Below are 23,407 nucleotides of genomic sequence, written 5' to 3' on the forward strand. Positions count from 1 at the left end.
CTCAGTTTACTGATATGGATTAGCCTTATTCAATGCGGCTAATAGAGAACACATCTAATATAAAAGCGCCTTTAGCGGTAATACGTTAAAGGCGCTTTTTATCTCATTAGTATGCAACATAGGCGTTCGGATTGCTTATTTTTGTGATGCAAATCGGTTTTTTGTGAAACTTGGATATTTGTTGCGACCATTCATGTGACACGTATCACTTCATTTTGTCATCAGCTTGGTTAAAGTGTGTTGGTACCCCACGAATTTACTATGAGCTTAAATAAGGGTAAAAAGCCCAATAAGCCAAAAGGAGCGAACTATGTCTCAAGCTGTTTTCCACTTAGGTGTTACTGAAGCCGATCTTAACGGTGCTACTCTTGCGATCATCCCTGGTGATCCTGCTCGTGTGCAAAAAATTGCAGAAGAGATGGAGAATCCAGTATTCCTTGCTAGTCACCGTGAATACACGCTTTACCGCGCAGAGCTAGACGGCAAGCCAGTTGTTGTATGTTCAACCGGTATTGGTGGTCCATCGACTTCTATCGCCGTTGAAGAGCTTGCTCAACTGGGTGTTCGCACTTTCCTACGTGTTGGTACGACTGGTGCTATCCAACCACACGTAAACGTGGGTGACATGATTGTTTCTACAGGTTCTGTTCGTCTAGACGGCGCTAGCCTACACTTTGCTCCAATGGAGTTCCCAGCAGTGGCTGACTTTGAAGTTGCCACAGCAATGAAAGCGGCAGTTGAAGAATCAGGCGCAGCCGTTCACATGGGCGTAACAGCTTCCAGCGATACCTTCTACCCAGGTCAAGAGCGTTACGACACCTTCTCTGGTCGCGTGGTTAAGCGTTTCCAAGGTTCTATGCAAGAATGGCAAGACATGGGCGTTCTGAACTTTGAAATGGAATCGGCAACATTACTCACAATGTGTGCAAGTTCTGGTTTGAAAGCCGGTTGCGTTGCGGGTGTGATCATCAACCGTACTCAAAAAGAGATTCCCGATCACGATACGTTAAAAGTAACGGAAGCGCGTTCAATCAAAGTGGTTGTAGAAGCAGCTCGTAAAATGCTTTAACACTTAAATTGAATTCAAATTTTAACAATGGTCGCATCGAATGATGCGGCCATTTTTTGTTGGGACAAAAGATATTAAAGATACAAAACGTGAAAGCTAAGCAGTATATAGGACTGTCAAAGAGTGGAGAGCGATAAAGGCGAATGGCCTCATCGGTCATTCGCCTTTATCGTTTGATTTTAGAAGGCCTTATAGTGCGACCGTTTTAGCATTCTAAATCTTCACAACCACCTGCAGCGATAAACCATGCCGTTAGGTGTGTTTTCAGGTCTTTTAATTCATCTGGGCCAATTAATGCAAGCCCGAGATCTTCTGCGCGTGTAATGTCATTGTGACGAAGAGGTCTAAAGCTGACCAACATTGCACGTGCTTGTAGGCCTCCTAGCAGATCTCTCAGCGATTCCAGCTTGTACAAGGTGTCATCACCATCATCGCGCATGCCTTTAGTCTTACATTCGATGATGTGCAGCTTATTATTGACGACTGATGCCACATCCAGCTCATTACGAACTTCGCGTTCACCTAATTGGCGGTATACTTGAACATTCAGAGAGCGATCTTGAATGGTCGGCATATCATCTTGGATTTGCTTCACGGTGCTGTGAACCAGAGTCTCCAGCCATTCACCATTAGAAAAACGTCGCGCGTCTTCGTTAGAAAACGTCAGAATTCCCTTGTCATAAGTCGCAATTTTCGCTTCCACTAAATCATCCAACAACATGTTCAGTTCACGATAACCTTGTTGTTTCTCTGATAGCTCGACATCCAGTTTCTGTTCTTTACGGCAGGTGGTCGCGAGGTAGTTTAACGTCGCAAGCCCTGGGCCTAACTCGAGTGCGTTACTTGCCCAGCGCTCGCCAAGATCGTAAAGTTTTTGATCCAATTGTGGTGATAACTGTACATCGCTGAATTCCCCACGAGCACCAAATACCGTTAGGTAGTCGTCGATAGTGATCCGGTCTTGTACTTGCGAATCTTCTTTAGCATTGGGGTAAAGCCAACATAGCTTGTCGCTGTTTGGCTCAACAACGAAAATTGGCCAATGATAAGTCCGGAATACCTCATACACCGAAAGAAGGCGGTGTCGAAGACCACAACTTGCGTTGAGCCTGACTTGTTGACCTCGTGCTTTGAGGTCTTCCGCTAATGTCTGGATAGATTCTTTGATAATTGAAGTGTTGACGATGGTAGGAATTTCGTAAAATTCACTCGTGATGTCGCGCTTCTGTAAAACGCTTTTTAAGCGTTGATACATACTGGTTTGATTGTTATCGCCGATAAATACGATATGAGAACTCTTCGTACGGTAATCGAGCAGCGGTGTGAGCAAGCGAATGGGGTCTTGATCGATAATGCCAACATGAACAGACATAGAAATTCCTTATTAGCGGCTTACTCATAAAAGTGAAAGAAAAAACGGAAAGCAGCAAGCCATAATAACCATATGATGACAAAGATCATAAAAAACAAGGGCAACTTTTGATAAAAGTTGCCCTTGTTCAATTAGTTATCATTATTGGGTTAGATATACCAATATTTTAGGTCAATATCTATTGATTGGGTCTTTATCTATAGTTTGAATTGATGTACTAAATCACCTTGTTGTTTGGCAAGTACGGTTAGATTTTGGCTTGCTTCAGCAATCGATGACATCGCCTGATAGCTGGCGTCAGCGATGTGGTTGATGCCTTCGATATTACGAGCTATATCGCCGGAAGTTTCACTCTGTTCGGCCGCGGCTTGAGAGATGTGTGTACTCATATGGCTGATTTCTAGAATTAATGCCTGAATCTCTTCCATTGCATTGTTGGCACTGGAAGCCTGCTCAACAGACATGTCCATATCACTCATACAACTTTCTATTACGTTACTCGCGCTTTTCGAGCTTGTTTGTAGATTACTGATCATGGTCTCGATTTCAGCGGTGGATTGTGTGGTTTTTTGTGCCAGCACTCGAACTTCATCAGCCACTACAGCAAATCCCCGTCCTTGTTCACCAGCACGCGCGGCCTCAATTGCAGCATTCAGCGCCAATAGGTTGGTTTGTTCAGCGATGCCTCGGATGACGTCAAGAATCGAGCCAATTTGGCTACTCATTTGTTGCAATTCACCGACAGCACCAACAGACTCATTCAAGCGAGCTTCAAGCTGATTGATGGTGCTGATGTTGGTGCTCATGATCTGGCGACCGGATTCTGATGCGGACTCAACTTGTTGGACCATGGTTAATGAGCTTTGCGCGCTATTTGCGACTTCTTGTACTGAATGGGACATTTCAGTCATTGCTGTTGCGACGGTTGCTGTTTGCTCACGTTGGTTGTTCAGTTGAACCTGAGTCTCTGAAGAGGTTGTTTGATTGACGCTTGCGGTTTTGGTCAGAGCATCTGAAGCATCGTTCAACTTAACCAATATGTTGTGTAAGTTATCTGCCAATGTGTTGATATGTCCGCTCACCCTGCTGAACTCGTTGTTGTAACGAATATCGATACGCTGAGTCATGTCGCCTTCCGATAGGCCTTCAAGCGTTTTCAGAATACGAGTTAATGGCTCTCTTACGCTGTTCGCGATGTGGTAACCGATAGCACCTGCAAATAGTGTTACAACGATGCCGATAGTAATGGCATTGAACAGGCCTTTGTCGTAGATGCTGCTCGCCTCTGCTAATGAAGCGTTAAGTTGTTCGTCTGCAGTAACGTTGAATGAATCCAATACCGTCATCGCTTGATCAACTTCAATGGCTAGGTTAGCGATGTTGACGTATAACGCTTGTTTCGCTTTTAGGTAATTGTTGTGCTTGTCCAGCACGCCACCTCTTTGACCGACGTCTTTCGTGAATTTTTTTACTGGTTCATCAAACACATCTTTAAGTGCGGGCAGTTGTGCTGCTAAGCCTCGGTATGCGTAGTTTAAGTGAGTAACGGCTTTTTTATTCTGGTTTACGGCTTTTTGTACGAATGACACATCAGAGCTTGCTAATGCGTCAGATGTGATCACTTCAGCGTCCTGCAATTTAATGAAATAGCTTTTTGCCATCACTTTTACAGAGATACTCTTTTGATCGGCAATGTAATCTTTCATGCCAACCGTTAATTCTGAATGCAGACGTTGAAAATCACGCGATGCTTTTTGGACTTGTTCCTGTGCTTCAAACATCGCCGCGTAATTGTTCATTGCTTCATCAGCTTCAGCGAAGTAACGCGCTTCCATTGCTCTTAGTTGAGCGATACGCTCGATAAGTGAGGGGGTGTTTTGACTCGCTGCTTCTAAGCGACCAAGCATTTTTGAAAATGAATCTTGTGATGCAGCAAATTCTGTGCGCATTGCAGACATGCGTTCAGCATTTTGGGTGGTGAGATAATCTTTAAATGATTTATCAGCAGAAAGCAATTGAACACTTGTTTGATTTGAAAGGGTAACCAGTGGTAGTGATGTTTCTGAGACACTCTTAAAATTGTGATGTATTTGATTCATGCTGTTCATCATGATGATTATCGTGACGGCAAACATGATGATGATCAGTGCGAAACCGGCGTACATACGCTTGATCACAGATCCCTTCATGGTTTTCTCCCTAAATAAAATGCAGACCTAATAGCAGGTCAAAGTAAAACTAACAAAATTGTTGGTATTTTATTGAGGTCGACTCACGCATTTTATGACGCACACGTCAAAAATAACTCTCAGCTTTAATCAACACGCTATTCTTGAGAGTCAATACTCATTTTTTTTGATTTGAACGGTGTTTTTTATTATGCTTTAAGTCGGATTTATTGTGGTTTGTTGCGGCATAGCGCATACTTAAAACATTAAGAAAAAAGTGTTTTATCGGAGAAGAACATGGCTGAAGAAACCATCTTTAGTAAGATCATTAATAAAGAAATCCCTACCGATCTACTTTATCAAGACGACCTAGTAACGGCGTTTCGTGATATCAACCCACGCGCTCCTAGTCATATTTTAATTATCCCAAATAAGCTTATTCCGACAACCAATGATGTCGAACTCGAAGATGAAGCGATGATGGGACGTATGTTTACCGTAGCTCGTAAACTCGCCAAAGAAGAAGGCATTGCAGAGGATGGCTATCGTCTTATTGTGAATTGTAATTCTCATGGTGGCCAAGAGGTGTATCATATTCATATGCACTTGGTTGGTGGTCGGCCGCTTGGTCCACTGTTAATGAGCTAGCTGAACAATTTGTAGTTTGTATGCCAACTTTAAGTTGTATCTGTTGTCTCTATATAGGCATAGCTTATCGTTATGCCTATTGAGTAGGATATTCACTCGCTTAAGCTCTTTTTGCCCCGTTTCGTTTTGTATAATGAAACGACTCAAGTTGGCATTTTAAACATGTACGGAGACGATAAGTGAAGCAACCGTTTAGATTCGCGTCCATCGCCTTGTTGTCAGCTTTGACCGTGGGTTGTGCCAGTATGTCGGCAGGAAGTTTGTTCAGTCATTACAGCGCGCAAAATAAAGCGATATACCAAGCCGTAAAATCTGGAGACTATTCAGAGGCTCAACAAAAATTACCCGATTACGCGGCTGGCGACATCCTTGATAATTTTGAAAGGGGCAGAATTAATCTACTTGATCAAAAGTATCCGGAGAGTAAATCTTCGTTTGAGTTGGCCGATCAAGCGGTCAAAGATCAACAAAATAAAGCGGTGATATCGATTTCTGACAGCGCAACCAGTGTAGGGGCGTTGGCGGTAAATGATAATATTACCGAGTATGTGCCACCCGATTACGAGTTAGGTTTTCTTCATCTTTACCTGGGGTTAAATTACCTAAAGAAAAACGATTTAGAAGGTGCGGTGATTGAAATGCGTCGCGCCAACCAAGTGCAAGAACAAGCGAAGAAACAACGTGAATCTGAGTTAGAAAGAGCGGCCAGCGATGCGAGACAGCAAGGGTTGTCTGCTAATGTCGGCAGCATCCTTGCGAATTATCCAGACGCGGGCAAAAAGCTGCAGTCTGTTCAGAATGCGTATTTGATGTTTTTGTCGGGTTTGCTTTATGAAGCCTCCAACGATCTTAATAGCGCTTATGTCGATTATCGCCGAGCTCTGGCTGTGATGCCTGACAACCAAGAAATCATCGACAGAACGATGGCAACCGCCACGCGTTTAGGCATGCGACAAGATTTAGCTGCATTGAAAAAGCGTTACAAGCCATCATCTAAGCTTGATAAAGGTCAAGGTCGTGTGATTGTTTTGCAAGAGCAGAGCGCTGTTCAAGCGATGGACAGTTGGCGATTGGATTTACCGGTTTATGACAGTCGTGACCGAGGGGCAATATACTCTCTTGCGCTGCCATATTATGCGAAGCAAAACATGGAGCGATTCTCTGCCTTGCGAATCAGTGGACAACCGTTACCAGAACACTTGATCACTGATGTCAATGCGATGGCGCAGAACGATTTATCGGAACGAATGACGAGTATTGTTATTCGCCAAGCGTTGCGAGTGGTCGCGAAAGATCGTATTCGTAAAGAAGCAGCCAAGGGCGATGATGTTGGCAACCTCTTGTTTAATGTGTGGAACACACTGACAGAGCAACCGGATACGCGCAGTTGGCAATCTTTACCTGCTGAGGTTAAGAGCAGCACGTTTGTAGCAAATAGCGGTCAATATACGTTAGAAGCAGGCGCTATAACGTATGATTTTGATATTCGTGAAGGGCAGACCACCTTGGTTTGGGTTTCTCGACAAGGGAACAACGCAACAATGTGGCATAAACAGCTAGGGAGGCTGTAATGAAAAAGTGGTTAGTGAGCTTAGTCGCGGTTATGACATTTATGGTTCTGGCCGGTTGTGCTGATAATACAGCGGGCGTCAGGGTAGATAGCTTGACTCAGAATGTATTCTTTGGAGACAAGGTATTAGGCAGCCGGTTAATCGTTGACGATATTCGGACCGATCAAGTTAATGGTCATACAAGAGGTATTGTTCGTTTAAGCAGTGACTATAAAGGTGACCAAAATATCCTTTACCGTTTTTACTGGTATGACGATGCGGGCCTTGAGGTCAACCTAAAGCAAGGACCTTGGAAGCAAGCGATTGTTCGTGGTTTCGAAAGTCTTTCGCTGTCTGAAGTGTCGGTAAACCCGAACGCAACTCAATTTCGAGTTCAGTTCCGAGAGCAGTAAGTCAGATTTTGATAAGCGGATCTATTGATTCGCCAAAACAACTATTTAAGAGTAAGGGTGTGGCCCCACTCAGTGATAATTTGAGGAAGTAAAATGAAAAAGAGTGTCATTGCGCTACTAGGTTTAGCGGTTATTTTAGGCGGTTGTTCAAATAAGGTAAGTTATGGCGATGCACAAGCTGTAGAAACCACGACAATCGATTTTGGTTCAACTGACCTTCAAAAGATTGCAGGTGAAATGGTTGATAGCATGATGGCTTCTGGTTCTGTAGCCTATCTCACTCGTGAACAACGTCCAATCGTGTTCGTAGAGCGAATCAAGAATAAAACCAGTGAGCACATCGATACAGAATCAATCACGGACACCATCAGTACAAAAATGCTCAACTCTGGTAAGTTCCGTTTCGTTGATATGGATCGTGTCGAGTCTGTTCGTGAACAACTGAATTTCCAAAACAATGATGAGCTTGTAAATCAAAGCTCAGCGATTCAATTCGGTAAGATGGTTGGTGCGCAATACATGTTGTACGGCAATCTATCAAGCATCGTGAAGAAAGACGGCAGCGACGAAGATGTATACTACAAGATGACGATGCGTCTTATGGATCTTGAGTCGGGTTTGATTGAATGGGCTGATGAAACTGAAATCCGTAAGCAACAATCTAAGAGCCTACTGGGTCTCTAATTTCGCTTACTTGCCCTCTAAGTCACTATTGACAGCGCTTAGCTAGGTCATAGGCCAATGTGGGGCATTGCGTGTTATTAATGAAAAGACACTGGCTTTTTGGTCAGTGTCTTTTTTGTAGGGCAATGAAGACATTGATAGGGAATAAGTAATGGCAATTTTTTCTTGGTCTGAAGCCAAACTTCTTGATACCAGTTTGAGTTCGCTTGATGGTTACTTTTCTGATCCCCCAATCCGAGCGCAGACGCTGACTGGTGGTTTGACCAATCGCTGTTGGAAGTTGGTTTTAGTTGATGGCACTGAGTATGTTTGGCGTCCTATCACACCGATAACTAAAGCGTTCTTCATTTCGCGTCATGAAGAATATCAAGTGCTCTCGGCAATAGAACGTCTTGGTATTGGGCCAAGTCCTATCGTGGTGAATGATCTGGGGTTATTGGTTGAGTGGATTGCTGGCGATACGCTCTATGAAGGTTTAGAGCTTGATGATTTGCTGAAAACACTGATCTCAGTGCATTTGGTTAACACGAAACGATTGCCTCTCCAACCATTCTGTTTTACGGCGCGAGTTGATCATTACTGGTTGCAGCTTGATGCGATTCATAAGACGGAAACTTGCACCCAAATATATCAAGAGTGGCGTATACCTCCCAGTATCCCAAGTGTTGATTTGTCTTTGTGTCATTTTGATCTCGGTGGCTATAATCTCGTGAGAAGCCACGAGGGGATTAAAGTCATTGATTGGGAATATGCGGCGCTTGCAGACCCTAGGCTTGACTTAACATTAACGATTTCGGCTGCCCGCGTGTCTGTCACTGAAGCGGTTCAAACGTATTGTCAGTTACGCGGCATTCATGACGTTCAACCTTGGCTTAAGGGGGTAGAGGCGTGGTTACCACGAAGTAGAATGATGGCAATGTTATGGTATTTACTCGCCCATCAATTGTGGGGCGATGAAATTTACCTGGATGAAGCAGAGGTACTCTGCCGTACTTTCTGTAGTTAGGATCACGTTTAGGAAGTGAAAAATATAATTTCGGGGTTCTTCTCTTTAAAACCTTATTTTTCATGTTAGATTTATCTAAGCGTACCAGCATTCAACGGAGGAGGTACAAATGATCATTTACCTGCATGGCTTCGATTCTACAAGCCCTGGCAATCACGAAAAAGTACTGCAGTTGCAATTCATTGATGATGACGTTCGTTTCGTTAACTACAGTACTTTGCATCCCAAACATGATATGCAACATCTCCTAAAAGAAGTGCATAAAGTGATTGAACAATCTGATGATCCTCACCCAATTATCTGTGGTGTAGGGTTAGGTGGTTTTTGGTCTGAGCGCATCGGTTTCTTGTGTGGTATTAAGCAAGTGGTCTTCAACCCTAACCTACAGCCAGAAAAAAATATGGTTGGTCGAATTGATCGTCCAGAAGAATATGAAGACATCGCAACTAAGTGCGTCGCTCAGTATCGTATGAAAAACAAGGGACGTTGTTTAGTGATACTTTCACGTGAAGATGAAATTCACGATAACACTAAAACCGCAGCTGCACTTGAAGACTACTACGATATTATTTGGGATGAGAAAGAGAGTCATAAATTCAAAAAGATCTCTCAACACGTTCAAGCCATGAAAGCGTTTAAAAACGCGTAATCACTTCGATTTATTATAAAAGCAGTACTCATAGGAGTGCTGCTTTTTTACATCTAAACCCTAAAGACTGTTATGGACAAATCGTTGCATATTTTTTATCGATAACTTTGCTCCCACGTTAGTCGTTTCGTGACGAATCCTCTTTGAGAGTAAGGATTTTAGTTGCGGTCATCTTTTTGCTCTATATAATGTTCTGAAATAAAATATTTTGATAAATATCAAAAAAAATTGAGAGCGAGTGAGAAAACTTGCCCATAATTTGTGTTCTGCCTCTCAGGTAGCCACTTTTTTATCCGCGTGAGCAAAGTAGCAAGCCAATGTTTGTTGCTTGTAACCCCTCTAACTACTCGGTGAACTGTCGTTTTCTTTCGCGGTTATTCCGTAGGACACAACCTCTTTAAGAAGGCTGAGTAGAGACATAGAATTTATCGGTTGGAGTGATCGAGCCGAACCCCATTTATTCATTTTGTAGAGGATTGTCATTGTGACCAAAATTATCGTAGTAGGCGGCGGTGCTGGTGGTTTAGAACTAGCGACGAAACTAGGTCGAACTTTAGGCCGAAAAAAACGCGCCCAGATTACTCTGGTTGACCGTAAAGCAAGTCACCTATGGAAACCGTTACTTCATGAAGTGGCAACCGGTTCATTGGATGAGGGTGTTGACGCGTTAAGTTACCGTGCACACGCAAAAAACCATTACTTCGATTTTCAAATGGGTAGCTTGAATGACATCGATCGTGAGCGTAAAGTGATTGTTCTGAGCGCGCTGAAAGATGAACATGGTGAGCTGCTTATGCCAAGCCGTGAACTTGAATACGATATTCTTGTTATGGCACTCGGCTCTACATCGAACGACTTCAACACTCCTGGCGTTCGTGATAACTGTATTTTCCTTGATAGCCCAGAACAAGCTCACCGTTTCCGTACTGAAATGAACAACCAGTTCTTAAAGCTTCATGCCAAGAACGGTCAAGGTACGGTGGATATCGCGATTGTTGGTGCTGGTGCAACCGGTGTTGAGCTGTCTGCCGAGCTGCACAATGCAGTCAAAGAGCTACGTACTTACGGTTTTGGTGACCTAGATTCAAGTAAGCTGAACGTGAACCTCGTGGAAGCGGGTGAGCGTATTCTCCCAGCTCTACCACCTCGCATTTCAAGCGCAGCACACTCTGAGTTAACGAAACTTGGTGTAAACGTTCGTACTAATACTATGGTGACTCAGGCTGACTCTGAAGGTCTAACAACCAAAGATGGCGACAAGATCCAAGCTCAAATTATGGTTTGGGCAGCTGGTATCAAAGCCCCTGATTTTATAAAAGATATTGGTGATCTTGAAACGAACCGTATTAACCAGCTTATTGTGAAAGACACGTTGCAAACGACACTTGACGATAATATTTTTGTTATCGGTGATTTAGCACAATGTACACAAGCAGATGGTTCATTTGTTCCACCGCGTGCGCAAGCGGCCCATCAAATGGCAAGTTGTGCATTCAACAACATTATTGCGACGCTCAACGGCCGAGATCTTAAAAATTACGTTTACAAAGATAACGGCTCGCTTGTTTCTCTCAGTCGTTTCTCGACAGTAGGTAGCTTGATGGGTAACCTGACTAAAGGGTCAATGATGGTTGAAGGTCGTATTGCTCGTGTGGTGTACATATCTCTGTATCGAATGCACCAAGTTGCGCTTCACGGTATCATTAAAACGTCGTTAATGATGTTGGTTGGCCGTATTAACCGTGTGCTTCGTCCAAACCTGAAGCTTCACTAATCAGTTAAGCTCTGCGACAAATAGAATAAAAAAGAGCTCTTCGGAGCTCTTTTTTTGATCGTGTTGAAAACGTGACTTTCGAACGGTTGAATACAGTTCAGCTAAGATGTTGGCGGTATTACTGAATAAACGACGCCATCTCGGGGCTTACCGTTAAAGAGGTACCGGTTTTTGGCGATGGTTTCTCGTTCAGCGCCACAGCTCTCGATGAGTTTTTGACTAGGCAAGTTGTTTGTATCGCAGACAATCTCTAAACGCGTTAATTTAAGTTGGGCAAAGCAAAACTCAAATAGGGCATGAACGGCTTCTTTTGCGATACCTTGCCTTTGAAATTCATCCCCAACCCAATACCCTAAGCTTGCCATATTAAAGGTGTGGTAGAGTTCATTGATCGCGACCATACCGACTAACTTATTGTCTTTTCGTTCAAAGATACCAAAGCCAAATGAATCAGCTTTGACCCAGTTTAAGCGCGTCGCCAGAATGAATTTTTCTGATTCTACGATAGAAAATTCGCTGTGGCACCAGTCGAGCCATGGTAACAAACTGGGGGATGACTGAATCAGTTGAGACAATTCTTGGGCCTCAGAGGCTTCAATGATTTTGAGGCTAAGATTTTGTGTATGGATCTGAAAACTAGGACTCATAGGAGTTACCAATTAACATTATGAATGCTCATAAAACGCCCTCACAATGGAGGGCGTTTAGGGTTAATTATATTGTTAATTCTCAATACAAATATAGTGGAGCGCTGAACCTAACAACTTATTGTGCAACGCGTCGAACTTGAATCACCATCCCAAACAGTGGGTGGTCAAGGTAGTGAGTCTCTGTACTGCGCATACGACGTTTTTGATTCATACGGTAGCTCTTTAGGAACTCTTCAACTTCCACCGTTGGTGAAATCTCGGTTAAGTTACCGACTTGAACATTGCTTTCTGCTCCACTGACTGGTGAATCCAGTTCGATTTGTGGCTCTTTTAAGGTGACTTCACGAACGCTCGGTGCTTTTAAATCTAATGTTGTTTCAGCATATAGGTAGTGCTGCACGTAGATTTGTAACTTTCCGTCTAGTTCGTACAGTGGTTTATCAATGGTTTCTTCTTTGAAGCCATCAACCTCTGTTTTGGCTGAGGCCCCTTTTTGAGAGCCGTCAGGGTTAAAGTCTTTAGAGAAGTCTTTGCCTGCTTGAATATGGAAAATAGGAGCAGAGCTCTTCCCTTGGTCGCCTTGACGCCAAGCTTTATGGAAAAGAACTTTAAAACCTGCATGTTGGCGCAACTTATCTTTTTGAGGCGTCAGTTTGTATTCCGAGTAGGGAAGCATCTTAACGCCTTTCTTCGCGCGGTATTGGGTATCTTGAAATGCCCCGACATTCTCTAGAGAAATTTTTGGCAGGGTATTTGGCCAAGATTCATTCACTTTTTCTGCATCAACAGCGCGCTTAAAAATGATCACTTCTATATCAAATTGTCTCTGTGCCAAACTTGGCAGTGAGACGAACAATAGTAGCAGTGGGATCAGTCTTTTCATTTTTACTCCATCTTCCTGCCGAACTAACGGCTGGATAATTTATAGGTGCAGTGGGTTGGGCCTTAAGCTGAAGGCAGTAAGTTCTGTCTGAATTCGCCCAATAAATCACTAACAAATTGAATTCGTTTTCGTCTGTCGACCAATGGTATCGTAAACTTGAACTTTGTTGGACCTTCCATTGAAAACTTTTGCGGTTGAGATTGCAACAGTTTAACAAGGTAGGCCGGGTTTATGTCAGCATCCGGGTAGAATTCTAAGAATCCACCCTTGTCGTGAGCTTCGATTTTCTTCGCTTTGATGGACGCGGCTGCTAATTTGAGTTCTGAAATTGACAACAGGTTTTTGGTTGCATCGGGAAGAGAACCAAAGCGATCAATTAACTCGACTTTCAACTCGGCCAATTCGTCTGTATCGCTGACACTTGCAATGCGTTTGTAGGTAGATAAGCGCGTGTTAATGTCTGGGATATAGTCGTCTGGTAACAGTGCTGGCAGCCGCATTTCTATCTCGGTTTGCTCACGCAATAAGTCATCAAGTGAAGGCTCTCGACCTTCTTTTAGGGCCTCAACGGCTTGTTCAAGCATTTCCATATAGAGTGTGAAGCCAACCGACTGGATTTGACCACTCTGTTCATCACCCAACAGTTCACCCGCGCCACGAATCTCTAAATCGTGAGTTGCTAGGGTAAAGCCTGCGCCCAGATCTTCTAGAGAAGCAATGGCGTCCAATCGTTTGATTGCGTCCTTGGTCATCGCTTTCGGGTGTGGTGTTAGCATGTACGCATAAGCTTGATGGTGCGAACGACCCACACGACCACGTAATTGATGCAGTTGTGCTAAACCAAGGTTATCGGCTCTGTCCATTATAATGGTATTTGCGGTGGGTACATCGATACCGGTTTCAATGATGGTGGTACATACCAGTAGGTTAAAACGCTGGTGGTAGAAGTCATTCATGATGCGTTCTAGTTCGCGTTCTCGCATTTGACCATGTGCCACGGTTACGCGGGCCTCTGGAATCAACTTCTGTAAAGACTCGGCGGTTTTCTCTATGGTGTCGACTTGGTTGTGCAGGAAGTAAACTTGACCACCACGCATGATTTCACGCAAAACGGCTTCTCTTACTACCGCATCGTCACTCTCACGAACAAAGGTTTTTATTGCTAAGCGGCGTGCTGGTGGGGTTGCGATGATCGAAAGATCGCGCATGCCACTCATTGCCATATTCAGCGTTCGAGGAATCGGTGTAGCGGTTAGAGTGAGGATATCGACATCCGCCCGCATGGCCTTCACTTTCTCTTTCTGGCGAACGCCAAAACGGTGCTCTTCATCGACAACCAGCAACCCCAGGTCTTTGAACTTTATTTCACTTGAAAGTAGCTTGTGAGTGCCCACTAAGATATCAACCTTACCGTCGGCGACATCTTGCATGATTAACTTTTGCTCTTTAGCTGATTTGAATCGAGAAAGCACTTCAACACGAATCGGTAAGTTAGCGAAGCGGTCGCGGAAGTTTTCGAAGTGTTGTTGAGCAAGTAGGGTCGTTGGTACCAACACCGCAACTTGTTTGTTGTTGTCGGTACAAACAAACGCGGCGCGCATCGCGACTTCTGTTTTACCAAAACCCACATCACCACACACTAAGCGGTCCATGGCTTTTGCTTGGCACATATCAGACATAACGGCATTGATCGCCATGGCTTGGTCATCGGTTTCTTCAAATGGGAAACCTGATTTGAAGGTTGCGTATTGGCCTCGGTCGAGTACAAATTTATAGCCGGGTTTTAGCTCGCGCTTGGCGTAAACATCGAGTAGCTCTGCTGCAACGTCACGGACTTTTTCAGCCGCGCGTTTGCGCGCTTTTTGCCAGGCTTCACCACCTAGCCGATGCAGTGGTGCAGAATCTTCAGCACCACCAGAATAGCGACCAATAAGGTTTAAAGAAGCGACGGGTACGTATAACTTGGCATCATTTTGATACTCAAGTGTGACGTATTCGGTTTTCATGCCACCGGCTTCGAGTGTTTGCAGGCCAATATAACGACCAATACCGTGATCAATGTGAACGACGGGCTGACCGGGTTTGAGTTCAGCAAGGTGACGGATTACGGTGTCGCTGTTAACACTCTTTTTATCTTTCTTGCGGCGTTGAATAACGCGATCGCCTAATAAATCGCTTTCACAAATAAGAGCGATATTCTGAGCTTGATGGATAAATCCGTGCTCGGCAGAACCTAATATCAGACTGAACTTTTCTTTAGCTTCAAGGGCTGCATCAAGGTTTGTCATTTCGCTTGGACGAACTTTGATGCCGCTAAGCAATTCGCTCAGTGCTTCACGTCGGCCTTCTGACTCAACCGAAAACACGACTTTTCCGTCGAAGGCTTCAGTGAACTTTCTTAGGTTTGCGAGTGGTTCTTTATTCTGATGTTGAACACTGAGATCCGGTAGAGAGATAATCGGAAGATTGGTCCGTCCGGCTTTCTCTTCAATTGGATCTAAGCTCAGACTGACCTGTGGTTTCTGTTTAAAATGGGCGAAAAGTTCGTCTTTTTGTAGCCAAAGCTGTTCCGGTTTGAGCAGTGGTCGCAATGGGTCGACAACGCGTTGTTCGTATCGATGAGCAACATCAGTGAGGAAAGTATCGATGGCGGTTTCAACATCACCTAACACTAATATTTGCGACTCATCAGCAATGTAATCGAACAAGGTTTCGGTATAGTCAAAGAAGAGAGGCTGCCAGTATTCGATACCAGCAGGCCAGGTTCCTTTAGAAACCTGCATATATATTGATTCGGGCTCACGGCGTGCATCGAACTGCTGGCGCCAGCGAATCCGGAAATCTTCGATGGCACTTTCAGAGGTTGGAAATTCATGAGCAGGCAACAGTCGGATCTCGGAGATATCTTCGATCGAGCGTTGGTTCTCAGGGTCGAAAGTTCGAATCGTATCGATCTCGTCATCGAAAAAATCGATACGATACGGATCTTTACTGCCCATCGGGAACAGGTCAAGAATCGATCCTCGACTCGCATACTCACCCGGGCCAAACACCTGATCGACATAACGATAGCCAGATTTTTCAAGTTGAAGACGCAGCTTTTCTAACGAGTAGAGATCACCCGTTTTTACCATCAGGGTATGCTGTAATAAAAATTCACGCGGAGATTGGCGTTGCAGTAATGTGCTGATTGGTGCGATTGTGATGCCATCTTTTTGAGTTGGCAGAGCATAAAGGCGCGCGATACGATCTGAAATAATCTCTTGATGTGGTGAGAAGCTGTCGTAAGGCAGCGTTTCCCAATCAGGGAACAGTGCGACTTCAGCCTGAGTGAATTGTTCAATTTCAGATTGAAGTTTAAGCGCAATTTGTGGGTCCGGAACCGCCAATAAGGTATGGCTGTTGTGTTGCTCCGCGAGTTTGGCAATGGCAAGAGCGAGAGACGAACCGACTAAGTTACCGATGTGTTTCTTGTCACCGGCTCCTTTGAGTAGAGGTAGCGTGAAAATGGAATGTTTAGTCATGTTAATTTACTTGTTATCTCGTACTAGGGAGCGTTGACGCAAGAGCTTTTGTTGTTGATGGAGGGCGGCTTTGATAAGCAAGTCTTGGTCGGCATCACGAAGATGAGCATAGTTAAATTTGATTTCGAAACCTGAGTCTTTTGGTTCGCTCGCAAAGACTTCAGCATAGCAATAAATAGCCGCCGCAGGCTGCTCGAGAAAAAGCTTGGCCTTTACTAAGCGGCCAAGTTCTAAATCGGTCTTGGCAAAACAGGAAAATTGACTCGCACCGAATGAGTATGTGTGAGTACGGAATTTCTCATCATCTTGTTGCGACAGCATAAAGCTCAATAAGAGGTTTAATTTGGAGTTTTGCGTATCCAATAAATTGATGACGTTCTTCAAGTTACTGTTTTTGAGTTCCGCGCGCGCACTGTCGGCTAATAAGTCCAATTGGCTAAATTCACTCGCCACAACAAACGGGGCAGGGATCTCGGATTCAAATTGAATTTGAGAAGGTAAAGTGAAATTACTTTCCATTGGTTCAATATTCACAGTGAGGCAGTGGTGAACGGTGAAAAACTCTGGTGCTGTCATGCGCTAGTTCCTTGAAATGATGTATTGATTATCGCTATGTGGCCGTAGTAATCAAGGTTAGATAATTGAAAGTCACAAATAGTTGTTTGAAATGCCGATATTTGACAATGTTCTGTTTTTCAAGACTAACTAATTGAGTTAATTCACTCTATATTTTCAATTACCCCCTACACAGTCACCGTAATACCCGTTACATTAGCCTGCATCCCTTTTTGATGGTTCAAAGTATGTTTCATCCTATTTCAATTTTTGTTGGCCTGCGTTATTTGAAAGGCCGTTCAGGTGATCGCTTTAGCCGTTTTGTTTCTTACATGTCGACGGCAGGTATCACCATTGGTGTGCTCTCTTTGATCACGGTTTTATCGGTCATGAATGGATTCGAAGCGCAGTTAAAAGACCGAATTCTTGGTGTCTTGCCTCAAGCTGTCGTTTATGAACAAGGCGGAACCACGCAGCTCTCAGAGCAAGCCCCTAGCTTTGCAAAGCAAATGTCGCTAGACGGTCATGTCGAACCGATTGTACGCAGCGAGGCGGTTATTCAAAGTTCGGCTCAATTGTCGGCGGGCCTGTTGATTGGTATCGAACCCCATTCCGATGACCCTCTTCGCGGCCACTTAATTGCCGGTCAGTTATCTTCACTGAAAGCTGGGCAATATCAAGTGTTCCTTGGCCATACTTTGGCGAGAAACTTGAAGGTATCTATGGGCGATAAAGTTCGCTTAATGGTGACCAGCGCGAGCCAATACACGCCACTGGGACGTATCCCTAGCCAACGAAATTTTACCGTGGCCGGCATTTTTAATACGGGCTCGGATATTGATGCGCAACTGATGATGACAGACATTCAAGATGCCGGGCGTTTGTTGCGTTACAAGTCTGATACGATCTCAGGCTGGAGACTGTTTTTTGATGACCCGTTTGAAGTGGCAGAACTCTCAAATCAACCGTTACCAGAGGGATGGTTATGGAGTGATTGGCGCGATCAACGTGGCGAGCTATTTCAAGCTGTTGGTATGGAAAAAAATATGATGGGCTTGATGCTTGGGCTGATCGTCGGTGTTGCTGCATTTAATATCATCTCAGCTCTGATTATGGTGGTGATGGAGAAGCAATCCGAAGTTGCAATTTTAAAAACCCAGGGCATGACCGATGGTCAAGTGATGGGGATATTTATGGTTCAAGGGGCGAGTAGCGGCGTGATTGGCGCCCTATCGGGTGGTGCATTAGGCGTTATCTTAGCGATGAACCTCAATACAGTATTAGAGGTGATGGGTGTGGCTTTATTCTCATTTGGTGGTCAGCTACCTATTTTAATTAATCCGGTTCAAATCGCCGTTGTTGTGGTTCTGGCTATCGCACTTAGCTTGATTGCTACACTGTTCCCTTCTTATCGTGCATCGTCTGTGAAACCTGCTGAGGCCCTTCGTTATGAGTAATTTTCTTCAATGTAATGATATCCGTAAAACGTACCGTGAAGGCTCGCTCGATACGGAAGTACTCAAGGGGGTCAGCTTTGACATCGAGAAAGGGGAACTGGTTGCTATCATTGGTACATCCGGTTCCGGTAAAAGTACGCTATTGCATATTTTAGGAGCGTTAGATGACGCTTCTGACGGTAGCGTAAGCTTTCTTGGTCGAGACTTAGCGTCTTTAAGTTCAAATCAGCAAGCCAAGCTTCGTAATCAACATCTTGGTTTTGTGTACCAGTTCCATCATCTGCTTTCTGATTTTTCAGCGCTGGAAAATGTGGCGATGCCGCTTTTGATTGGTGGCGAGAAGCCAGCGAAAGCCAAACAAGAAGCGCAGCGTTTACTGGATAAAGTTGGCTTGAGTCATCGCGTCGACCACCGACCTTCAGAGCTTTCTGGTGGTGAGAGACAACGTGTGGCAATCGCACGAGCATTAGTGAATAAGCCCGCTTTGGTTTTGGCTGATGAACCGACCGGTAACCTTGATCACAACACCGCGCTTTCTATTTATGATTTAATGCGTGAACTTAATCGTGAATACGATACGGCATTTTTGGTTGTCACTCATGATGGTGAGTTGGCTGGAAAGATGGACCGCCAACTGCATATGCAAGATGGTTTGTTGGTTCATGTTGAAAAAGAGGGGATCTAAGTGTTTTCTTCTTTATCTCTATTGATTGGTGGACGATTTAGCCGAGCTAAACAGCGGGACAAGATGGTGTCATTCATCTCTTTGTCTTCAACCATTGGTATTGCTGTTGGTGTTGCCGTGATCATTATTGGCTTGTCTGCGATGAATGGTTTTGAACGAGAGCTTGAATCTCGAGTGCTTTCTGTTATTCCTCATGGGGAGTTTGAGGGCGTGCAAAAACCGATAACGCGCTGGAAGCATGTTATTGAGCAGTCGGTGAAGCACGACAAAGTCGTTGCGGCCGCACCTTATGTGAAAATTACAGCGCTTGCTGAAAAAGGTAAGGCGCTAAAAGCGATCGAAGTTCGAGGGGTTGACCCTCAGCTTGAGCGACAGGTATCGAGCTTATCAAGATTTATCGACAAAAAGGCTTGGAGTGAGTTTAAGGCTGGGCAACAACAAATCATTTTAGGGGCTGGTGTCGCAAACGTGCTTGGCGCGCAGGTGGGCGATTATCTGACTCTGATGATCCCAACGGTTAATGGCTCAGTAAAAGTACAGGCACCGAAGCGTGTTCGAGTAAAAGTCGTTGGTTTGTTGACGCTTAATGGCCAGATAGATCATAACCTAGCGTTGATTCCACTCGGCGATGCTCAAGTTTACGCCAACTTAGGTGAAGCGGTAACGGGCGTTGCTTTGAAAGTCACGGATGTGCTGAATGCGAATGCCATTATACGTGAGGTCGGTAATCAGCTGGATGTGTATGTGTACTTGCGCAGTTGGCAACAGAAGTTTGGTTTCTTATACCGAGATATCCAGTTGGTTCGTACCATTATGTATTTGGTGATGGTTCTTGTGATCGGTGTCGCCTGTTTCAACATTGTTTCTACTTTGATGATGGCGGTAAAAGACAGAGCATCAGAGATCGCAATTTTAAGAACAATGGGCGCATCGGATGGCCTTGTGAAGCGCATTTTTGTTTGGCAGGGCGTGTTTTCGGGGGTGTTAGGCAGTTTAGTTGGCAGTGTAATCGGTGTCTTGGTGGCACTTAACCTCACCTCGCTGATCAAAGGACTCGAAAAGCTGATTAACCATCAATTTTTATCCGGCGATATCTACTTTGTTGATTTCTTACCATCACAACTGAATGTGATGGATGTTGTTGTTGTCTCAGGTACGGCAATTGTTTTAAGCATACTGGCGACGTGGTATCCGGCATCGCGAGCGGCTAAGTTAAATCCAGCCTCGGTGCTCAGTTCCAAATAACAGATCATGTGATGAAATGACACAGACAAAAAAAGGATCCCGAAAGGGATCCTTTTTTATTGAATTCAAACCGCGTTGTTTACGACTTTGGTTACATCTCTATCTTGTAGAAATCATCCGTTTGCCTGATTTTTGTAGGAGTACGCTTTTGGTAACGCATCGACAACGATAGGTTAACGAACAAGAATAAGTGACTTAGTACCTTGCTTGTCGTTTCTTCCAACTTCTTACCACTGAGTAACGCCATAAACCGCGAATACCAAAGTAGCCAACCATGGCTGAAACTACGCCACAAATCAGACAACCCAGCAAGAACGGAGGCCCTATCGTACTCATTTGCGCCAAGATGAAATTCCAAGACAATTCAAAATGAAAGGCTTGAGGCGGTACGTGCATAACGAGCGCACCGATCTTATAAGCAAAGTAGAAGAGTACTGGCATGGTTACAGGGTTGCTTACCCAAACAAGTGCCACTGCCAATGGCAGGTTTACACCGCATGCGACAGCAAGTCCGGCAGACATAATCATTTGACTCGGTAGAGGGACAAACGCCATGAATAACCCAACAGCAAACGCACCTGCCGCAGAGCGACGGTTAAGACACCATAAGTTGGGGTTGTACAAAACATTGCCAAAAACCTTCAATGCTTTCTGACGCTTGATCAGCTCATGGTCAGGCATAAATCGTTTTATAAACTTTCTTGGCATAGGAGGAAGCTACTCTCTTGTTTAACACTTGGTTCTTGATTTCCTTCGCTGCGACGATTGTGTCAGCGAGCTTTTGGCCTGTGATACCACATTGGTTTTGGGCACCGTTGATGCTGTTGTTACTTTTAGCATCAACAAAGTATAGCGTTTTCCGGAGTGCAAGGGGGTCAGTTACAGCATTGATACTGGTTATTTGCCTAGGGAATACGATTGAAATACAAACTAATCGATTATTTCAATCAGGACAGAATACTACCATAAATGCGATGGTTGTTAGTCTTTTTAGTAAAAATAGCCATGGTTTTGAAAGTGTAATAGTGGTTAGATCAATTGGTGGTGAAAAATTAATCACCCCTCAGTTGGTTAAGTTGAGGTTATTTACGCCTTTTAAGTTAACGCTTGGTGATAATGTCTACTTGTCGGCTTCAATAACCCCGGTTTTGGGTAAACTTAATGAAGCCGGCTTTGATTTGGAAAGGCATCTGTTCAGTGGGGGAGTGGTGGCTAACGCAACCTACCGAACAGATACAAAATATAGAATTCATTCTAGTACCAGTTTACGTTCTCTGTGGTTTGAAAGCCGTCTGCAAAGGTTAAGTCAGCTAGCGAATACCGATCTTATTATTGCTCTGAGTTTTGGTTATCGAGACCTTATTGAGCCTCAGCGATGGGACTTGCTAAAAAGCAGTGGGCTAATTCACTTGATGGCGATTTCGGGACTCCATGTTGGGATTGCTTTTGGTATCGGCTATCAATTGGGGACGGCCATTCGATTGATATCAGGCTCACTGATCTGGCTGCCCACTCTTTTTGGCCTTGGTTTAGCCTACTTCTATAGTTGGTTTGCAGGATTTACTTTGCCGACACTCAGAGCTCTGGTGATGTGTGTTCTCGCAAGCTATTTTTTGTGGCGAGGTCAAAATGTCAGTTTGATTCGCTATGTGGCATTGAGCTTGTGTGTGGTTCTGTTGATTTGGCCGTTCTCAGCTTTGTCGAGTAGCTTCTGGTTATCCTTTGGTGCATTGGGCGCGGTACTCTATATAACACTAAACGGTAACTTATCGTCTTCAAACTCGACCTTTATCAGCCGATTGTTAAAGCTCATCAAGATTCAGATTATGCTGACATTATTGATTGCTCCCTTTTCGATGCTGTTTTTTAAAGGGGTCAGTCTGATCTCAGTCTTTTACAACTTACTTCTGTTGCCGTGGGTGTCGATAGTGACCATCCCCTTGTTATTCTTAGCGATGTTTCTGAGCTTAATCTCCGAGCTTTTGTTTGCGGTCAATGGTTCTATTGATAGCCTTGCCGAAAAGCTTTGGGTATGGGTCGATCTATCGCTAGCGCCCCTCGTATTTAGTCTCCCTTTCTCCGAACCGTTTTGGCTTCAAGTTGATGATCACACGATCGAAGTATCGGTATTCCTGATCTTATTTTTCGGTTTTGTTAGCCGATACTTGAACTCAAAGCTATCAATATTCGTCATCCTCGTGTTCTTGTTGGGGTGGGAGTTTGGCAAGTTCAAACAAGACAGATTAACCATTGACGTTTTGGATGTCGGGCATGGATTGTCCGTGGTTTTAGAAAAGAACCATCAAGTTGTGGTTTACGATCTTGGCAATGCTTGGCCGGGTGGGTCGATTGTCGAGTCCCTGTTGATTCCTACCTTAAATAATAGAGGTATCAGTCGTATTGATGGGGTAATCGTGAGCCATTTTGATTCTGACCATGCTGGTGGTTATCCGGCGCTACTTGAGAACTATACACCGACGTGGATAAGAGCCAGTCAGAGTGCGAATGAGCCAACACAATCGACGGCTCCAGTTCAGCCGAGCATTCAAGCATGTACTCTTGGAGAAGTGTGGACATGGCAAGGGGTGACTTTTGAAGTGATGTGGCCTCCGAAACGTGTAAAAAGAGCATATAATCCACACTCTTGCGTGGTTCGTATATCGGAGGTTAATGCCAAGTTTTCGATGTTGCTGACGGGGGATATCGAACTTGTGAGTGAGTGGTTGCTTGCTCGCGCAGGAGAGCGTCTCCGTAGTGACGTGATGCTGGTCCCGCATCATGGCAGTAATACATCGTCTATTCGGGCATTTATTGAGACCGTTTCACCTAAATTGGCGATCGCTTCTTTAGCCAAAGGTAATCAATGGGGAATGCCGAGTAAATCGGTTATTGAACGTTATCAAGCTGCGGGAAGTGTTTGGCTTGATACTGGAGAAAGCGGACAAATAACCATCACCCTTGCTCCAGAAGGTTGGCAATATCATACGATTAGAGAACAACAAGGCAGGCAGTGGTATAGGCAGATGCTCCGTAAGGGAGTAGAATAGATAGATTATTGTGAGAAAATTAAGCGAT

19 protein-coding genes are annotated in these 23,407 nt (G+C 44.4%); 12 read left to right on the forward strand and 7 right to left on the reverse strand.

All coding sequences use genetic code 11. From position 1 onward, the window contains the following. Window positions 1–310 precede the first annotated feature (310 nt). Window positions 311–1,069, forward strand: a complete 759-nt coding sequence (gene udp / locus OCU36_RS05000) for a uridine phosphorylase (protein ID WP_061018938.1) — start codon at window positions 311–313, stop codon at window positions 1,067–1,069. Between the two features lie 205 nt (window positions 1,070–1,274). Here the strand turns inward: udp and OCU36_RS05005 are convergent, their stop codons facing one another. Further along, a complete protein-coding gene (locus OCU36_RS05005) occupies window positions 1,275–2,441 on the reverse strand; it encodes a DUF1887 family protein (RefSeq protein WP_261839304.1) in 1,167 nt (388 codons plus the stop codon). Window positions 2,442–2,638: 197 nt separating this feature from the next. Then, on the reverse strand, window positions 2,639–4,630 hold the full coding sequence (locus tag OCU36_RS05010; RefSeq protein ID WP_261839305.1) for a methyl-accepting chemotaxis protein: 1,992 nt from the start codon (window positions 4,628–4,630) through the stop codon (window positions 2,639–2,641). A gap of 276 nt (window positions 4,631–4,906) precedes the next feature. Here OCU36_RS05010 and hinT point away from each other — a divergent pair, with 276 nt between their 5' ends. The 7 genes from hinT to OCU36_RS05045 all read left to right on the forward strand — a co-directional run bounded on the left by hinT (window position 4,907) and on the right by OCU36_RS05045 (window position 11,333). Further along, entirely contained in the window at window positions 4,907–5,257 is a 351-nt protein-coding gene (gene hinT / locus OCU36_RS05015; RefSeq protein WP_261839306.1) for a purine nucleoside phosphoramidase, read from the forward strand. A 179-nt stretch (window positions 5,258–5,436) separates the two neighbouring features. Beyond that, window positions 5,437–6,828, forward strand: coding sequence for a COG3014 family protein (locus tag OCU36_RS05020; protein ID WP_261839307.1), 1,392 nt, complete (start codon window positions 5,437–5,439; stop codon window positions 6,826–6,828). Beyond that, window positions 6,828–7,220, forward strand: coding sequence for a YcfL family protein (locus tag OCU36_RS05025; RefSeq protein ID WP_261839308.1), 393 nt, complete (start codon window positions 6,828–6,830; stop codon window positions 7,218–7,220). The genes OCU36_RS05020 and OCU36_RS05025 overlap by 1 nt, the downstream gene beginning before the upstream one ends. A gap of 93 nt (window positions 7,221–7,313) precedes the next feature. Beyond that, complete coding sequence (lpoB, locus tag OCU36_RS05030) at window positions 7,314–7,904, forward strand: penicillin-binding protein activator LpoB (protein WP_261839309.1); 591 nt, start codon at window positions 7,314–7,316, stop codon at window positions 7,902–7,904. 151 nt (window positions 7,905–8,055) lie between these two features. Beyond that, complete coding sequence (locus tag OCU36_RS05035) at window positions 8,056–8,910, forward strand: phosphotransferase (RefSeq protein ID WP_261839310.1); 855 nt, start codon at window positions 8,056–8,058, stop codon at window positions 8,908–8,910. A gap of 109 nt (window positions 8,911–9,019) precedes the next feature. Beyond that, the gene (ycfP, locus tag OCU36_RS05040) at window positions 9,020–9,559 is read left to right on the forward strand and encodes an alpha/beta hydrolase YcfP (RefSeq protein ID WP_261839311.1); all 540 of its coding nucleotides are present in this window, start codon (window positions 9,020–9,022) and stop codon (window positions 9,557–9,559) included. Between the two features lie 484 nt (window positions 9,560–10,043). Further along, window positions 10,044–11,333 carry an NAD(P)/FAD-dependent oxidoreductase gene (locus OCU36_RS05045; protein WP_261839312.1) on the forward strand — a complete coding sequence of 430 codons (1,290 nt, stop codon included), beginning with the start codon at window positions 10,044–10,046 and terminating at the stop codon, window positions 11,331–11,333. A 101-nt stretch (window positions 11,334–11,434) separates the two neighbouring features. On the opposite strand, the gene OCU36_RS05050 is transcribed toward OCU36_RS05045, so the two are convergent. The 4 genes from OCU36_RS05050 to OCU36_RS05065 form a co-directional block, all read right to left on the reverse strand. Next, window positions 11,435–11,980 carry a GNAT family N-acetyltransferase gene (locus OCU36_RS05050; protein ID WP_261839313.1) on the reverse strand — a complete coding sequence of 182 codons (546 nt, stop codon included), beginning with the start codon at window positions 11,978–11,980 and terminating at the stop codon, window positions 11,435–11,437. 118 nt (window positions 11,981–12,098) lie between these two features. Next, the gene (locus OCU36_RS05055; protein WP_261839314.1) at window positions 12,099–12,866 is read right to left on the reverse strand and encodes a peptidoglycan binding protein CsiV; all 768 of its coding nucleotides are present in this window, start codon (window positions 12,864–12,866) and stop codon (window positions 12,099–12,101) included. A gap of 62 nt (window positions 12,867–12,928) precedes the next feature. Further along, the gene (gene mfd / locus OCU36_RS05060; RefSeq protein ID WP_261839315.1) at window positions 12,929–16,390 is read right to left on the reverse strand and encodes a transcription-repair coupling factor; all 3,462 of its coding nucleotides are present in this window, start codon (window positions 16,388–16,390) and stop codon (window positions 12,929–12,931) included. Between the two features lie 6 nt (window positions 16,391–16,396). Then, window positions 16,397–16,966, reverse strand: a complete 570-nt coding sequence (locus tag OCU36_RS05065) for a PilZ domain-containing protein (RefSeq protein ID WP_261839316.1) — start codon at window positions 16,964–16,966, stop codon at window positions 16,397–16,399. A 227-nt stretch (window positions 16,967–17,193) separates the two neighbouring features. On the opposite strand from OCU36_RS05065, the gene lolC reads away from it, so the two are divergent. The 3 genes from lolC to lolE are packed head-to-tail and all read left to right on the forward strand — an operon-like array spanning window position 17,194 to window position 20,332. Next, window positions 17,194–18,402 carry a lipoprotein-releasing ABC transporter permease subunit LolC gene (lolC, locus tag OCU36_RS05070; protein WP_261839317.1) on the forward strand — a complete coding sequence of 403 codons (1,209 nt, stop codon included), beginning with the start codon at window positions 17,194–17,196 and terminating at the stop codon, window positions 18,400–18,402. Continuing rightward, entirely contained in the window at window positions 18,395–19,087 is a 693-nt protein-coding gene (gene lolD / locus OCU36_RS05075) for a lipoprotein-releasing ABC transporter ATP-binding protein LolD (RefSeq protein ID WP_261839318.1), read from the forward strand. Before lolC ends, lolD begins: the two co-directional genes overlap by 8 nt. Then, window positions 19,088–20,332, forward strand: coding sequence for a lipoprotein-releasing ABC transporter permease subunit LolE (gene lolE, locus OCU36_RS05080; RefSeq protein WP_261839319.1), 1,245 nt, complete (start codon window positions 19,088–19,090; stop codon window positions 20,330–20,332). It begins immediately after the preceding gene. A 195-nt stretch (window positions 20,333–20,527) separates the two neighbouring features. Here lolE and OCU36_RS05085 read toward each other — a convergent pair whose 3' ends face one another. Continuing rightward, complete coding sequence (locus OCU36_RS05085; protein ID WP_261839320.1) at window positions 20,528–21,040, reverse strand: DUF2062 domain-containing protein; 513 nt, start codon at window positions 21,038–21,040, stop codon at window positions 20,528–20,530. Between the two features lie 215 nt (window positions 21,041–21,255). Between OCU36_RS05085 and OCU36_RS05090 the strand changes: the two genes are divergently transcribed. Beyond that, window positions 21,256–23,379, forward strand: a complete 2,124-nt coding sequence (locus tag OCU36_RS05090) for a DNA internalization-related competence protein ComEC/Rec2 (protein ID WP_261839688.1) — start codon at window positions 21,256–21,258, stop codon at window positions 23,377–23,379. The last annotated feature ends 28 nt before the right edge of the window (window positions 23,380–23,407 follow it).

The sequence above is a fragment of the Vibrio artabrorum genome, assembly GCF_024347295.1.
Taxonomy (GTDB): Bacteria; Pseudomonadota; Gammaproteobacteria; order Enterobacterales; family Vibrionaceae; genus Vibrio; species Vibrio artabrorum.